At 61.5% G+C, this 13,746-nt stretch carries 16 protein-coding genes; 4 read left to right on the forward strand and 12 right to left on the reverse strand.

Going from position 1 to position 13,746, the window contains the following annotated elements; translation table 11 throughout:
* Positions 1-81: 81 nt before the first annotated feature.
* Positions 82-1,962, forward strand: a complete 1,881-nt coding sequence (locus tag AF337_RS08305) for an ABC transporter ATP-binding protein (RefSeq protein ID WP_049731750.1) — start codon at positions 82-84, stop codon at positions 1,960-1,962.
* Positions 1,963-1,995: 33 nt separating this feature from the next.
* Here the strand turns inward: AF337_RS08305 and AF337_RS08310 are convergent, their stop codons facing one another.
* On the reverse strand, positions 1,996-2,610 hold the full coding sequence (locus AF337_RS08310) for a LysE family transporter (protein WP_049731751.1): 615 nt from the start codon (positions 2,608-2,610) through the stop codon (positions 1,996-1,998).
* A 199-nt stretch (positions 2,611-2,809) separates the two neighbouring features.
* On the opposite strand from AF337_RS08310, the gene AF337_RS08315 reads away from it, so the two are divergent.
* Complete coding sequence (locus AF337_RS08315) at positions 2,810-3,406, forward strand: demethoxyubiquinone hydroxylase family protein (RefSeq protein ID WP_049731752.1); 597 nt, start codon at positions 2,810-2,812, stop codon at positions 3,404-3,406.
* 146 nt (positions 3,407-3,552) lie between these two features.
* Here AF337_RS08315 and AF337_RS08320 read toward each other — a convergent pair whose 3' ends face one another.
* The 4 genes from AF337_RS08320 to AF337_RS08330 all read right to left on the reverse strand — a co-directional run bounded on the left by AF337_RS08320 (position 3,553) and on the right by AF337_RS08330 (position 7,008).
* On the reverse strand, positions 3,553-4,329 hold the full coding sequence (locus AF337_RS08320; protein ID WP_049731753.1) for a phosphodiester glycosidase family protein: 777 nt from the start codon (positions 4,327-4,329) through the stop codon (positions 3,553-3,555).
* Between the two features lie 19 nt (positions 4,330-4,348).
* Positions 4,349-5,263, reverse strand: a complete 915-nt coding sequence (gene ubiA / locus AF337_RS08325; protein WP_049731754.1) for a 4-hydroxybenzoate octaprenyltransferase — start codon at positions 5,261-5,263, stop codon at positions 4,349-4,351.
* 167 nt (positions 5,264-5,430) lie between these two features.
* Positions 5,431-5,604, reverse strand: a complete 174-nt coding sequence (locus AF337_RS43590) for a hypothetical protein (RefSeq protein WP_167347732.1) — start codon at positions 5,602-5,604, stop codon at positions 5,431-5,433.
* A 189-nt stretch (positions 5,605-5,793) separates the two neighbouring features.
* Positions 5,794-7,008: an argininosuccinate synthase gene (locus AF337_RS08330; RefSeq protein WP_049731755.1), complete on the reverse strand. Its 1,215-nt coding sequence runs from the start codon at positions 7,006-7,008 to the stop codon at positions 5,794-5,796.
* A 125-nt stretch (positions 7,009-7,133) separates the two neighbouring features.
* On the opposite strand from AF337_RS08330, the gene AF337_RS08335 reads away from it, so the two are divergent.
* A complete protein-coding gene (locus AF337_RS08335; RefSeq protein WP_049731756.1) occupies positions 7,134-7,601 on the forward strand; it encodes an Lrp/AsnC family transcriptional regulator in 468 nt (155 codons plus the stop codon).
* Positions 7,602-7,819: 218 nt separating this feature from the next.
* Here the strand turns inward: AF337_RS08335 and AF337_RS08340 are convergent, their stop codons facing one another.
* The 4 genes from AF337_RS08340 to AF337_RS08355 all read right to left on the reverse strand — a co-directional run bounded on the left by AF337_RS08340 (position 7,820) and on the right by AF337_RS08355 (position 10,468).
* Positions 7,820-8,431 (reverse strand): DEAD/DEAH box helicase family protein, encoded by a 612-nt coding sequence (locus AF337_RS08340; protein ID WP_049732032.1) that lies wholly within the window; start codon positions 8,429-8,431, stop codon positions 7,820-7,822.
* Between the two features lie 60 nt (positions 8,432-8,491).
* On the reverse strand, positions 8,492-9,304 hold the full coding sequence (locus tag AF337_RS08345) for a hypothetical protein (RefSeq protein ID WP_049731757.1): 813 nt from the start codon (positions 9,302-9,304) through the stop codon (positions 8,492-8,494).
* 119 nt (positions 9,305-9,423) lie between these two features.
* Entirely contained in the window at positions 9,424-9,624 is a 201-nt protein-coding gene (locus tag AF337_RS08350) for a hypothetical protein (protein WP_049731758.1), read from the reverse strand.
* A gap of 202 nt (positions 9,625-9,826) precedes the next feature.
* The gene (locus AF337_RS08355; protein ID WP_049732033.1) at positions 9,827-10,468 is read right to left on the reverse strand and encodes a dihydrofolate reductase family protein; all 642 of its coding nucleotides are present in this window, start codon (positions 10,466-10,468) and stop codon (positions 9,827-9,829) included.
* Between the two features lie 89 nt (positions 10,469-10,557).
* Here AF337_RS08355 and AF337_RS08360 point away from each other — a divergent pair, with 89 nt between their 5' ends.
* Complete coding sequence (locus AF337_RS08360) at positions 10,558-11,079, forward strand: winged helix-turn-helix transcriptional regulator (RefSeq protein ID WP_049731759.1); 522 nt, start codon at positions 10,558-10,560, stop codon at positions 11,077-11,079.
* 25 nt (positions 11,080-11,104) lie between these two features.
* On the opposite strand, the gene AF337_RS08365 is transcribed toward AF337_RS08360, so the two are convergent.
* The 3 genes from AF337_RS08365 to AF337_RS08375 are packed head-to-tail and all read right to left on the reverse strand — an operon-like array spanning position 11,105 to position 13,709.
* Positions 11,105-11,908, reverse strand: coding sequence for an ABC transporter permease (locus AF337_RS08365; protein WP_049731760.1), 804 nt, complete (start codon positions 11,906-11,908; stop codon positions 11,105-11,107).
* 2 nt (positions 11,909-11,910) lie between these two features.
* Positions 11,911-12,711, reverse strand: a complete 801-nt coding sequence (locus tag AF337_RS08370; RefSeq protein WP_049731761.1) for an ABC transporter permease — start codon at positions 12,709-12,711, stop codon at positions 11,911-11,913.
* Positions 12,708-13,709, reverse strand: coding sequence for an ABC transporter ATP-binding protein (locus AF337_RS08375; RefSeq protein WP_049731762.1), 1,002 nt, complete (start codon positions 13,707-13,709; stop codon positions 12,708-12,710). Before AF337_RS08375 ends, AF337_RS08370 begins: the two co-directional genes overlap by 4 nt.
* Positions 13,710-13,746 lie beyond the last annotated feature (37 nt).

Raw genomic sequence — 13,746 nt, forward strand, 5'->3', positions numbered from 1 at the left:
AGATGGCAGCCGAAAGATGATCCGATGCGACTTGGCGTAGCCCGAGTCCACGCTTCCTCCCAATTTTGATCCGAGCGGCCCATGTCGATTTCCGATGCGATCTACCGTCCCTTCGAAACGTTGATCCGGCCGCTCGACATTCCCTACCGGCCGCTGCCTTCCAAAGGTCCGGTGACGGTGCTCCTGCACTTCATCTCGATGTTCCGCGGCGTGCTGATCGCGCTTGCGCTTTGCTCCATGGTGTTCGAGTTGATCAACCTGACGATCGTCTGGGGGCTTTCGGTCATCGTCGATGGCGTGACGCAACAGGGCGCCGCCGCCTTCCTGCACAATGAATGGCTGCTGTTGAGCGTTCTCGGCTTCCTGATCTTTCCTGTGATGCCGATCCTGTCGTTCGTGCTGAATACGCTGAACTCGCATACTTTAGGCATCGGCATGCCGGCCGCCATTCAATGGCAGGGACATAAGGCGGTGGAGCGGCAAGACCTTGCCTTCTTCCATGATCTCTATGCCGGCCAGGTTGCCTCGCGCCTCTCGCAGGTATCCTCCGCCGTCCAGCAGCAGATCCTTGCCGGTTTCCAGTCCATCCCGCGCTTCCTAATGCAGCTGGTGGGCTCCGTGATCCTGCTGAGCGCGCTCGCCTGGCAGCTTGCCCTGCCTGTCGTCGTCTGGATCGCGCTCAACATTGCATTCACCGCCAGGATCGTGCCTGTTTTCGTCGAACGCTCGCGCCGCACCGCCAAGCAGCGCAGCCTGGTCGCCGGCGCCATCACCGATCTTTATACCAACATGCAGATGATCAAGCAGTTTGCGGCCGAAGACAGCGAGGCCGGCGCCATCCGCCGCATCATCCAGAAGACCGTGCAGACGCAGCACAGCGAGCAGCGTATCTATCGCTCGTCGGAAGTGACTGTCGTCATTCTCAACACGCTGCTGTGGCTGACCATGCTGTCGATCGGATTTTCCGGCCTTGTCAAAGGCTTCCTCACGGTCGGCGAGTTCGTGGGCGCGGTCTACATCCTCAACCGGCTGTCGTCGCAGATCTTCGTCTTCCTCCAGATGGGCCAGCAGATCTTCCAGGCGATCGGCACGATCAAGGACGCCATGCCCGTGATGACCACACCGCCGACGATCACCGACCGGCCGGATGCGACCGAGCTCAGTGTTCCGCGGGGCGAAATACGTTTCGAGAACCTCCACTTCGCCTATAAGTCAGGCAAACCCGTCATCGACGACCTATCACTGACGGTCCGGCCCGGCGAGAAGGTGGGCCTGGTCGGTCTTTCCGGGGCCGGCAAGACCACGCTCGCAAACCTGCTTCTGCGCTTCTACGACATCAAGGACGGCGCGATCCTGATCGACGGACGGGATATCCGCTCCGTCACCCAGTCCAGTCTTCGCCGGGCGATCGGGGTCATCGCGCAGGATGTCGCCCTGCTGCACCGGTCGGTCGGCGACAATATCCGCTACGGCCGCCCGGAGGCGACGCGGGATGAGATCGAACGGGTGACGAAGATGGCGAGCGCCGATGCCTTCATCGCCGATCTGGCTGACAGCGAGGGCCGCAAGGGCTACGACGCCTTCGTCGGCGACCGCGGCATCAAACTGTCAGGCGGCCAGCGGCAACGCGTGGCGATCGCCCGCGTTCTCCTGAAAGACGCGCCGATCCTGGTGCTCGACGAAGCGACGTCCGCGCTCGACAGCGAATCCGAAGCCGCCATCCAGGAGCGGTTGAACCTCGTCATGGAGGGAAAGACGGTGATCGCCATCGCCCACCGCCTTTCCACAATCGCCAGGATGGACCGGATCGTCGTGCTCGATCGCGGGCGGATCGTGGAAGAGGGCAGGCCGGACGAGCTGGTCGAAGGCGACGGCCTGTTTGCCCGCCTGTGGAAACGCCAGACCGGCGGCTTCATTCCCGAAGACATCGATGAAGCATTGCCGGATTCGGCTGCGACCTGACCGAGGAACTGGCCCCCGTCAGCCTGGATGACGTCAGCGGACCAACAGCAGACGGCCGCCGATCAGGACCAGCGCAGCGCCCATCACGCGCTCGATGCTGGCTTTGAAACGCAGGAAACCGGCGGAAACGCGCGGGTTCGAAAAGAAAAAGGCCAGGCCGCAGTACCAGAGGGCCGAAAGAAGGAAGCAGCTCAGTGCGATGACGCAATAGAGCCAGACGGGCGCATGCGCCGGGATGACGAGGGCAAAGATGCTGCCGAAGAAAGCCACCGATTTCGGATTGGTCATGCTGACGATGTAGGCGCGGCGCATGGCGGAGCGCCATGTGACTTCGCTCGCTCCCGTCGGCCTCAAGGGCTTGGACGCGTTGCGGATCATCTTCAGGCCCAGCCAGATCAGATAGAGCGCGCCGGCCACCTGCAACAACATATGCAGCCATTCGAAATGGCTCAGCAGAAAACCGAGCCCCGCCATCGCCATGATGGCCCAGGTCAGGGATGCGATTGCAAGTCCGAGACCTGCAAAGAGCCCGGCGGCGCGGGACACCGTCATGCTTGTGTTGGTGACGATGATGAAATTCGGTCCGGGGCTGACGAGGGAGGCGATATAGACGCTGACGAGCAATGCGAGTGAGTTGATATAGTCCATCCGGCTTTCCTGTTTTGCTGGGCCGGGAGCCTATGCGAGGCCGGTGGTTTTTGAAAGGCTCCTCGTTCAAGGGCATGATTGACCGGCGGTGGAGAGACAATTTGCCGGTCATTCCTAGCGAAGGCGCATGCCGGCACCCCTTGACGATGACGGCGGCGATCCTGCCTATTGACCGCAAGGGAACCGGGGCAGGGTGGTTATGATCAATCCGTCGAGCAACTCGGGAATGCGCGACGCCGATGTCACCATCCGTCGCATTCTCAAGGTCAACCATGCGGGCGAGTTCGGCGCCATCAGGATCTATGGCGCCCAGATCCTGATGGCCCGGCGGCTGTTTCCCGACATCGTTCCGGCGCTTGAAGAGATGCGTGAGGACGAGATCGACCATTGCCGGCTGTTTCGCGAGGCAATGCCTGCAAGGAGCGCCAGGCCCTGCCGCGTCATGGCCTTCTGGAGCCTCGGCGGTTTCGTGCTCGGCTTGCTGACGGCGCTTGGCGGGCGCAACATGATCTGGATCTGCACGGAGGCCGTGGAAAGCACGGTCCATCGCCATCTCGAAGACCAACTGGCTTTCCTCGCCAAACGCGATCCCGAGCTTCATACCCTGATCGCATCGATACAGGAACAGGAGCTTGCGCATCTCAGGAAGGCCGAGGACAGTCAGAAGAAACGGGGCCTCAGCCACGCCTTGCTCCTGCCCGTCATCGGCGCCCTGACCGACCTGATGATCTGGCTCTCCACCTGGGGCGACTCGAGCTGGATGCGCGCCGAAATGGTGCGTGCGGGGAAGGGATAGGCTTTGATGGGGAGGTTCAGAGGAAGCGATGGCGGCAGAGGAAACGGTAAGCTTTGATGTCGAGGGGCATCGTGTTGTCGGGACATTGTGTCTGAAAGCCTCGGCAAAAGCACCAACGCCGCCTCGATGAAGGCCGGTTCCCTCCGCTACTCGACCACCCCGAGGATCGGCCCGTAACCGCCGTGCCAGGAGCGGTCGTTGCGGCTCATGACCGGGTAGTAAAGCCCGACACCGTTTCCACCGTCGAGAAACAAGGCGTCGGGGCATTTCAGATTGTCGCGGAAGAGCCGCGCGAAATCGTGGAAATTCACTCCGTCTTCGCTGATCGCCAAGCGAACCGTGCCGGCTCCGCAGACCCCGACACCGCTGCGGCGGGTTCGATCGGTCGAACCGGGGATGAAGATCGGGTTCAGCTTGCCGGCGATGACGAGCATCGGACCGGACTGTGTGGCGAACCGCACCTTCGGCGCATGCTGCAGAAATTCATCTGTGGGAAGGATGCCGGCGCCGGTTTCACCTAGAAAGAACACGCCGTTCGGTTTCTTGTAGAAATTCGGCACCTGGCCGGCGGAGCTTTCGGCCTTTGCGGTAGTGGCGGGTTTCAATTCCCTGGCGTTCTCGACATACAGTCCCATCGGCGAAAAATCGGCCCGGTACATGCCGGCGTTAACGGCCAGCACCAGGGTCTTCCCCTCGGCGCGGACAGCTTCGGCAAGGCTTGAAAAAGCCCGGTACGGCGCGCCATCGGCGCTCTTCCAGAACAGGCGCAGGTCGGCTTTTCCCGCTTCCAGCGTGCAGATGACATATTTCGCCTCTTCGAAACTCTGCTGTTCGCATTGCCCGGCATGGGCCTGATGCAGGGATGTCATCGTTGCCGCCAGCATCATCGCCGCGGCGAGCACGCCTTGTTTCAGATAGGTCATTGATCCCACCTCAAATTGCTCACCATGTGCCTGACAAAGCCGTGCCGGCCAGCAGCACGCCCGTCAGGATATTGGCGAGGAACAGGCGATAATTCAGGTCGGGGCGGGCGAGGTCGATCCGCCGGATCTGCCAGGCAAGGTGGGCTGCGACCACCAGCATTCCGATCGCATAAGGCGGCGACATCTCCAGCAGCCAGCCCCCGAGCGACCACGCCCCGACGGCCAGGGCATAGAACAAGCCGATCCACATCTTGCCGCGCCGGCCGAACAGGATCGCCGTGGATTTCAAGCCGAGGCGGGTGTCGTCCCTGACGTCGACATAGGCATAGACCGTATCATAGCCGATCTGCCAGGCGATCGCCCCGGCCCACATCAGAACGGCGCCGGCCGGGATATGGCCTGCAAGCTCGGCCCATGCCATCAGCATCCCCCAATTGAACGCCGCGCCCAGGACCGCCTGGGGCCAATGGGTGAAGCGCTTGCAGAGAGGATAGAGGAAGACGAGCGGCAGAACCGATATCGCCACCAGGCGCGTATAGGGTGTCAGGAAGTGCAGAAGCGTGGCCGCAGCCAAGAGTTCCACAGCCAGAAAGACGAAGGCTTGCAGCGTGCCAAGCTCTCCGCTTGCAAGCGGCCGGAAGCGCGTTCGCTCCACATGGCCGTCAAACTTCCGATCGGCGATGTCGTTGACCGTGGAGCCGGCGCTTCTCATCAGCAGGGCGCCGAGAGAGAAGATCCCAAGTTCACCGAGGTCCGGCAGACCGTGCGATGCCTGGATGAGGGCGGCCCAGCAGGGGAAGAGCGTCAGCCATATTCCGACCGGGCGATCGAGCCGCGCCAGCCGCGTGTATGGCCGCCATGCGGCCGGCAATTGTCGATCCACCCAGTCGCCATGGTTGATATCGCTGAGATCGGGGCGGCTGAGCGTGGTCATGATGTGATCTGAAATTCCTATCGCGATAGCCGGGATGACTCAGTTTTTCATCGCCACCGGCGGCGCTCAGAATAGGAATTTTTGCACGTGCGGCAACGGCCCGACTGGCATTCGATGATTTTTATAAACCGCCGCGGCCGCGTATCGCCTTGGGGAACAGTCGGTCCCTACCAGGCGGTAAATGCAGTGCCGAGTGCCGTCGTGTGAGAGGATGAGACCTGTGCGACGTCGGCCTTGAGCGAGACGACACAGTTTCCCGGACAGCTGAGCTTGTGCATCGTCAGGTGCTTCAGCAAAGCCTCCGCATCGCGCTTCTCGGTGAGCGGGAATGTCACGGTCATGCGAGTTCCTCCAACGAACACAGTGTGCATCTGAAGAAATTAATGTCTAAATTCTTTTGCGCTGCAACAAGAAAATTTTAATGATAAAATTAAAATCGATTAACTCTCGGACGGCGATTTTTAAAATCGGTTGAAATTAGATTCCACGCTGTGCACCTTGGGCGCGCCGGCGGACGCAGGGGCCGGGCACTACCTGCCGTTGCGGGCTGCCCAGCTCCTTAGCCGCAATCCGTTGAGCCTGATGAAGCCTTCGGCGTCGTGATGATCATAGGCGACGGCGCTTTCCTCGAAGGTGACGAGGTCGGCGGAATAGAGTGAGCAGGGCGAGGTGCGGGAGACGACCGTAGCACTTCCCTTGTAGAGCCTGAGCGTCACTTCGCCGCTGACGAAGTCCTGGCTCCGGTCGATCAGAGCCTGCAGCATTTCCCGCTCGGGAGAGAACCAGAAGCCGTTATAGATCAGCTCGGCGTAACGGGGCATGATCTCATCCTTCAGGTGTGCGGCGGCACGATCGAGCGTGATCGATTCAATGCCGCGATGGGCCGCAAGCAGGATCGTTCCTCCCGGCGTCTCGTAGACTCCTCGCGATTTCATGCCGATGAAGCGGTTTTCGACGAGATCGAGCCGCCCGATGCCGTGCCGGCCGCCGAAGCTGTTGAGCGCGGTGAGCAAGGTGGCCGGCGTCATCGCTTCGCCGTTCAGGGACACCGGGTCACCGCTTTCGAAGCCGATGGTGACGGTCTCGGGCGTATCGGGAGCATCGATAGGGTCGACCGTGCGCTGATAGACATATTCGGGCGCGGCCTCGGCCGGATTTTCGAGGATCTTGCCTTCGGTGGAGGTGTGCAGGAGGTTGGCGTCGATCGAGAAGGGCGCTTCGCCGTGCTTGTCCTTCGGCACCGGGATCCCATGCATCTCGGCATAGTCGAGAAGCTGCATGCGGGAGCGGATGTCCCATTGACGCCAGGGAGCAATGATCTTGATCGACGGGTCGAGGGCATTGACGGCGAGCTCGAAGCGGACCTGGTCATTGCCTTTGCCTGTGGAGCCATGGGCGACGGCATCCGCGCCGACCTGCCGGGCTATGGCAACCAGATGCTTGGCGATCAGCGGCCGGGCGATGGAACTGCCAAGCAGATACTGCCCCTCATAAAGCGTGTTGGCGCGCAGCATCGGAAAGACGAAGTCGCGGACAAATTCCTCCCGCAGATCGACGATACGGATGTCCTTGCCCCCCAACATTGCCGCCTTCGCCCGCGCCGGCTCCAGCTCCTCGCCCTGGCCGAGGTCGGCGGTGAAGGTCACGACCTCGCATCCGCAGGTCTCCTGCAGCCATTTGAGAATGATCGAGGTATCCAAGCCGCCGGAATAAGCGAGCACGATTTTATCCATCTGTCTTGTCATCGACCAATCTCCACATCGATGCTTGGAACGATAGGTCATATCTCGCGCAATGAGCTTGCGAAGCGTCCTCAAAATTGCGAATATTTGGCATATTATGCCACGGTGCAGTAGACTGGAGCTATAAAATGCCGGTAGTCCTCGATGCGATCGATCGCCATATCCTGCGTGTGCTCCAGCGCGACGGACGCATTTCGAACGTCGAACTGGCAAAGGAGGTGGGGCTGTCGCCTTCGCCCTGTCTGCGCCGCGTGCGGCTCCTGGAAGAGGCCGGGATTATCGATCGCTATGTTGCCGTGCTGGACCCGGCAAAGGTCGGGGCGGGACTGACCGTTTTTGCTCGCGTGTGGTTCAAGACCCAGGATGCCGAGGTCACCCTGCGCTTCGCCGAGGCCGTCAGGCGGTTTCCCGAGGTGATGGAGTGCTACCTGACGACGGGCGAGTGCGACGCCGTGCTGCGCATCGTCACCGCGGATCTTCACAGCTATTGGCGTTTCCAGGCCGACCACCTGACACGCATTCCGAGCGTCCTCAGCGTCAAGACCGACGTGCCGATGGAAACGCTGAAGAGGAGCTACGAGTTGCCGGTTCGGTAGGGGCGCCTGGCCTTGGCGTATGCCGCGGGTGGCCAGCCCCGTCCTTCGAGGCCCCTTCGGGGCGCCTCAGGATGAGGCTGGAGAGGGGGCGTGCCGTGGAGTCTAGATCGATCGCTGCCCGTCATGATGGAGCGTCTTGCTGGTCACGAAGTCGTTCTCCATGAGGTAAATATAGGCGCTGGCGAGGCGTGCGATGTGGCCCGGCGATCTTGTAGCTCCTAAGCGCTGCCGGTATCGGCTTTCAAGCTATGGCCAGCTGTAGCACTGCCTGCGGCGTTCAAAACATGATCTCGAATAGCGGCGGCACTTTCCTGTGGTGATGCGAAAGTGACATCCAGGACGAGGGTGTTTTGAAGCTGGGGATCGAGAACGCAAGCTTGTCGGCTGCGTTTCCTCGAAGCTTCTGTATCTATGGATTTCAGGTGGACACGGCGTGCCGGGGTGGAAATCCGGCGTGCCAGTTCGTCTTCGTCGCAGAGCAGCCGGACGGGGACGAGCAAGGCCTGGCGCTGTTGAGCTGCTGCAGCAATTTGCTGAAACGTGCGGATGCTTCGCTGATCGCCTTCAATGCCGGCATGCGTGAAGATGAAGTTAGCCGAGGGGGCGCTATAGGCCACGATCGCATCCAAGACGGCTTGCCGAACTCTTCCGGTGTATTCCCATATTCCTTCCGGGAGGGGAGACGTCCCATCGTCATCCAGGAGGCGCAGTATCGGGTTGTTGAACCAGTGATTGTCGATAATCTTTGCGGGGAAAAGCAGACTTAATTCTTTGGCGATCGCGAGTTTGCCGACGCCTGGAAAACCGATCAGCAGAATGAAGATATTCATACGGAGCAACTCCCCACTCTCTTCTGCCAATAGCGTTTTCGCAATCCTTGCAGCTAATGCTCACTCGACCTGGATATGGATATGGTCGTCGTGGCGGGCGGCGCGGCAGCCCTGGAAGCGGACATGGCTGTCGGTAATGCCAAGCGCGTTCTTCAGATGCGGCTCGATGAAGATTTTCTGCAGGCCGAAGCGCGCCACGCCTTCGCTGGTCAGCCAGGCGACCGCGGCCGATGTGCGCTGCTCCTCGATGCCATAGGCCGGAAACAATGGCTGCAGCGCGTCGAAATCCCAGCGCGTGGTCAGCCAGTCGTGGCGCCCCTCGCATGGCAGTTCGTCGCCCGGCGCCGGCTCTTCGAAGGCGAAATAACCGATCGGGGAGCGGGTGGCGCCATTCAGGAAGGCGCCGTCGGCATTCTTGTAATAATAGGCGAAGTCGAGCTTTTTGCCGTCCGCATGCGACAGATGCGGAAGCAGCGGAAAGCCGTCCACGAAGGGGAAATTCGCATCCAGCGCCACGGTGACGGTTCCGGGAAATTTTGCGTCCATGTGGGCGGCAAGCGCCTTTGCCAGATCGCGCAGGTCAGGCGTGACATAGTTGCGGTTCAGCAGGCAGTAGATCGGGGAGCGGACCACGAGCCTGTCGGTGGCGCCTGATATGCAGGAAAGGGGAACCCGGCCGAACATCGGGGCTGCGAGGCTCGCGGCAAATGTCGCACCGGCATAACAAAGCAGCAAGATGGCAAGTTTTGCCGGAAAGCGGCGGATGCCCCAGGCGCGGGACGCGGTGAGGGCGATGAGATAGGCGACGCCGCCGATCTGCGTGAGCAGCGTCAGAATGAGAACCATAAAGATGTGAAGAGCAAAACGGAACATGGGGAGAGGCCTTGCGGGACGTTGCCATCCATAGGCGAGGGGATGGTGATCCGCAAGACGTCTCGAAGCAGCCGCCAAGTGCGGCTGGTGCGTTGGCTCCGAGGGATCGATGTCAGGTCTTATTGGTGGTCCAACTGCTTCGACAGTTCGGCGAAAAGCCTGTCGCGGTGCGTGTTCAGCTGGACGAGATCGACGGCAATAGTGACGGCGCGGCGCCCTTCGATGCTGTCGATGTCGAGCTTCCTCTCGCAGCACCATTGCCGGACGGCGTCGGTGACGATCGTTATTTCATCATCGTTGAGTGAGATGAGCGATAGCATGGTCGCGCCCTCCGTAAAGCGGCAAGAGCACTATGGCCTCTCAAGCGGTCGTGCCGATGCCGATGGGCCGATGGCATTCACTTTACGCTCATTCCCTCGCAACACCACCGCTATTTATCCGGGTTCGGCGCAAGCCCTGTTGCCCGCGCTTCCCGGTCTTCATCCCGTTGCCGCCGCCAACATCCCGCGGCAGGCGGCTGATTTATTTTGCCAGCACGATATGCGTGGCGTGTTCGGTGGCGACATGCTCGGCGACGCGGAAGCCGAGGGCCGGCAGGTCAATGCCAGCGAACATCGCTTCTCCCTTGCCGAGCACGACGGGCGAGGCGGCGAAATGCAGTTCGTCGATCAGGCCGGCCTGCAGATATTGGCGGACGGTGCTGACCCCGCCGCCGATCTTCACGTCCCTGCCGCCGGCCGCGGCCTTCGCCTTGGCGAGCGCCTCCTCGATACCGCCGGTGACGAAGAAAAAGGTCGTGCCGCCTTCCATGACGATCGGTTCGCGGGGATAGTGCGTCAGGATGAAGGTTGGTGCGTGGTATGGCGGATTCGGCCCCCACCAGCCCTTCCAGGCATCATCCGGCCAATCGCCGCGGATCGGGCCGAACATGTTGCGCCCAAGAATGAAGGCGCCGAAATTGGCCATGCCGCGGGCGGCATAATCCTCGTCGATCCCTTGCGAACCGTCGTCCTTTCCCTGCATGGCGCGGAAAGTGCGGGTATGGAAAAACCATTGGAACATCTCCGGCCCCCGCTTGCCGAGCGGATCTTGCATGCTTTGTTCCGGACCCGCGCCGAAACCATCCACGGACACGGAAAACCCTGCGACACGCACTTTGGACATGCTTTCCTCCATCTGATTTCAAAATGAAACTGGTTGCTTTGTCGCATAAGTGCTCCTATATTGCAACCAGTTTTTGATGGAGATGCTTGGTGGATATCGAACGGCGCTCGGGCTGCCCGATCAACCTGACGATGGAGGTGCTGGGCGACCGGTGGAGCCTCATTATCATCCGCGACATCATGTTCGGCAACCGCCGCCATTTCCGCGATCTTCTGACCCATTCGGAGGAGGGGATCGCCTCCAACATCCTGGCCGCCAGGTTGAAGCGGCTGCTCTCGCTCGAATTCATCAGCAAGCGGGATGATCCGAGCCATAGCCAAAAAGCGATCTACAGCCTGGCGGAGCCGGCGATCCAGCTCGTTCCCGTCTTCGCGATGATCGGCGCCTGGGGGCGGCGCCATCTGCCTGTCAGCGAGGAACTGAGCATCCGCGCGCAGCTTCTCGAAGAAGGCGGGCCGCCGCTCTGGGACGCATTCATGGAGGATCTCCGGCAAATCCATATCGTCGATCCGATCGGCGGAGCCAACGGCACGCGCACCTCGGCCGTGCTGGCCAAGCTGACGGCGGCGTTCCTCGAAGTTCGCGCGAAATCGTCGGCGCCGGCATCCTGATATCGAGAAAACTCAGCCGGCCCGATCAGCCGCCGGCACCCTGGTATTTGCCGGTGGCGTAGCGCCAGTACGCCATTGCGATCAGCACCCAGACCGGGCCGGCTGCCAGAGCCGCTGGGCCGGCCAAGTCGCCAAGGATCGGGACGGGTTTGCCGAGCAGGGCGGCGACGGGGACCGAACTGGTCAGCGCCAGCGGAACGGCAGTGAGGAGGGTGATCTGGATGCTGCCGGGAAAAATGTTGAGAGGGTAGCGCATCAGCTCCCAGAAGCCGAAGAAGATCGAGAACAGATGGTTGGAGCGCACCCAGATCAGCGCGGTGGCGCCGATCATGGTGATCAGGGCGGCGGTCAGCAGCGTGGCGCTGAAAAGTGCGGCGGCGAGGAAGAGAGCTGAAGGGACCGACCAGGCGAAATCGACCGAGAAAACCGCCCAGCCGAGCAGCGGCACGGCAAGGATGATGTGGCCGGCATAGCCGATATTGAGACCGGAAAAGATCAGATAGACCCAGGGACTGAACGGCTTGACCAGCAGCGCATCGTAAGTGCCGAGACGCACCAGTTCCTCGAGATCGCGCAGCTGCGTGAAGCTCATCGCAGCACCGAGGGAATAGGCCAGCAGCTGGAAGCTGTAGAGCAGCGCCAGTTCCGGCCAGCTCCAGCCTCCCAACCTATCGAAGCGGGCAAGCAGGATGCCGATGGTGGCGAAGACGCTGCCATAGGAGAGGATCTGTGCAAGGCGATCGAGCCAGAAGGCGCCGCGATATTCCATCTGCGACCGGATATACATGCGCACCAGCAGCGGAATGACGCGGAGGTGATGAAGCAACATGGTCAGCCTCCCTGCACGGTGATGCGGGTCGAGGCTGAGCGCCAGAGCCAAAGAACGCCGAAGAGGAACAATCCGGCCCAGCCGAGACCGAGGCCGAGATGAAACCAGGTGTCGGCAGCCGAAAGCCGGCCGAGATAGACGGCATTGGGGTAATAGACCACCCAGGCGAAGGGCAGGTGGCGGGCGATCGTCGCCAGCGGCTCGGGGAAAAACCAGAAGGGCACCAGCAGGCCGGAGAACAATTGCAGCAGGGCGCCGAGGATCCAGTCGAGCGAGAAGCTCGTCATCAGCCAGAAGGCGATGAGGCCGCAGAACATCGACATCAGGGACAGCAGGATGAAGGAAAGCGCCCAGAAGGCGATGAACATGGCGCCGTCGAACAGGCTTGCCGGCGGCAGCATGCCGTAGAACATGGCTGTGACGGCGACGGTCGGGATGACCTGCGTCATCAGGCGGTAGCCGAAACTGCCGCATTCATTGGTGAAGATGTAGAGCGGATAGAAGATGGGCTTCAGCAACCAGACGGCGACGTCCCCCGTCTTCAGCGACCGGCCGATCTCGCTGATGATCCTCTCGGGGCGGGTGGCACCCATCACCGCGCCGCCGAGCAAGGCATAGGTCACCATCTGCTGCAGCGAGACGCCGTCGACCACCGCTGCACCGACGCCGGCATAGGCTGCCTGCCAGATCGCGACGCGGGCGAAGACTTGCACGAGTTTGCCGAAGATGTTGGCCCAGACCTCGTTGCGGTAGGCCAGCTGGGCATGGAAAGCGCTGCGTGCGAAGGCGGAATAAGCGCTCACGACGCCCGCGCCCTGGCGTTGCGGCCCTGGTAGAATGTGCGGATGACCTCTTCGATGTCGGGCTCGTGCAGCGCCACATCCTTGAGGCCGCGGTCGCTTCCCACCTCCGACAGGATCCTGACCAGCGACACGTCTTCGCGTTCGATCAGATAATTCTTGCGCAGACCCTCGTCGCTGACGAGCGAAGCCGTGCTGAGCGGCAGCGGCCCGGGGTCGCTGGCAAATTCGAGGGTCAGCCGCCGGGCCGAGCCCAAAGCCGTGCGCAGGCTCCTCAACTCGCCGTCGAAGATCAGTCTCGAATGATCTACCATGATCAGCCGCGGGCAGATGGTTTCGATGTCCTGCAGGTCATGGGTGGTGAGGATGATGGTGACGCCGCGCTCGCGGTTTATCTCGGCGAGAAACCGCCGCACGGCATCCTTGGCGACCACGTCGAGCCCGATCGTCGGTTCGTCCAGGAACAGGATCTTCGGATCGTGCAGCAGCGACATGACGATCTCGGCGCGCATGCGCTGGCCGAGGCTGAGCTGGCGCACCGCGCGGCCGAGAAAAGGCGTGAGGTCGAGCAATTCGCTGAAGCGCCTTAGATTGTCCGCATAGCGGGCGGGCGGGATATCATAGATGCGCTGGTGCAAGGTAAAACTGTCGACCAGCGGCAGATCCCACCACAGCTGGCTGCGCTGGCCGAAGACGACGCCGATTTCGCGTGCATTGTCCATCCGCTTGAGATGCGGCGTGCGGCCGAGCACCGAGAGCGTGCCGGCGCTCGGCACCAGGATGCCGGTCATCATCTTGATCATCGTGGATTTACCGGCGCCGTTGGGGCCGAGATAACCCACGGCTTCGCCGGCAGCGACCTCGAAATCAATGTCGGAAACGGCCACAACTTCGGTATATTCGCTCGTCACCAGCGTCTTCAGGGCGCCGAGCAAGCCCGGAAATCTCTTGTGCTGCCGGAAGCGCTTGCTGACGCCCCGTGCCTCGATCAAAGCCGTCATATGTATTTCCCGCCGATTCGGCAGCTGAGAGGATTGG

The organism is Rhizobium ecuadorense (assembly GCF_001187535.1).
GTDB lineage: Bacteria > Pseudomonadota > Alphaproteobacteria > Rhizobiales > Rhizobiaceae > Rhizobium > Rhizobium ecuadorense.

What these genes read in the sequence shown, in the direction of transcription:
- AF337_RS08335 (WP_049731756.1), top strand. Translation starts at nt 7,134, where the DNA reads ATGCCGGTAGTCCTCGATGCGATCGATCGCCATATCCTGCGTGTGCTC.
- AF337_RS08340 (WP_049732032.1), bottom strand. Translation starts at nt 8,431, where the DNA reads ATGAATATCTTCATTCTGCTGATCGGTTTTCCAGGCGTCGGCAAACTC.
- AF337_RS08350 (WP_049731758.1), bottom strand. Translation starts at nt 9,624, where the DNA reads ATGCTATCGCTCATCTCACTCAACGATGATGAAATAACGATCGTCACC.
- AF337_RS08305 (WP_049731750.1), top strand. Translation starts at nt 82, where the DNA reads ATGTCGATTTCCGATGCGATCTACCGTCCCTTCGAAACGTTGATCCGG.
- AF337_RS43590 (WP_167347732.1), bottom strand. Translation starts at nt 5,604, where the DNA reads ATGACCGTGACATTCCCGCTCACCGAGAAGCGCGATGCGGAGGCTTTG.
- AF337_RS08345 (WP_049731757.1), bottom strand. Translation starts at nt 9,304, where the DNA reads ATGTTCCGTTTTGCTCTTCACATCTTTATGGTTCTCATTCTGACGCTG.
- ubiA (WP_049731754.1), bottom strand. Translation starts at nt 5,263, where the DNA reads ATGACCACGCTCAGCCGCCCCGATCTCAGCGATATCAACCATGGCGAC.
- AF337_RS08330 (WP_049731755.1), bottom strand. Translation starts at nt 7,008, where the DNA reads ATGACAAGACAGATGGATAAAATCGTGCTCGCTTATTCCGGCGGCTTG.
- AF337_RS08355 (WP_049732033.1), bottom strand. Translation starts at nt 10,468, where the DNA reads ATGTCCAAAGTGCGTGTCGCAGGGTTTTCCGTGTCCGTGGATGGTTTC.
- AF337_RS08315 (WP_049731752.1), top strand. Translation starts at nt 2,810, where the DNA reads ATGATCAATCCGTCGAGCAACTCGGGAATGCGCGACGCCGATGTCACC.
- AF337_RS08365 (WP_049731760.1), bottom strand. Translation starts at nt 11,908, where the DNA reads ATGTTGCTTCATCACCTCCGCGTCATTCCGCTGCTGGTGCGCATGTAT.
- AF337_RS08320 (WP_049731753.1), bottom strand. Translation starts at nt 4,329, where the DNA reads ATGACCTATCTGAAACAAGGCGTGCTCGCCGCGGCGATGATGCTGGCG.
- AF337_RS08310 (WP_049731751.1), bottom strand. Translation starts at nt 2,610, where the DNA reads ATGGACTATATCAACTCACTCGCATTGCTCGTCAGCGTCTATATCGCC.
- AF337_RS08375 (WP_049731762.1), bottom strand. Translation starts at nt 13,709, where the DNA reads ATGACGGCTTTGATCGAGGCACGGGGCGTCAGCAAGCGCTTCCGGCAG.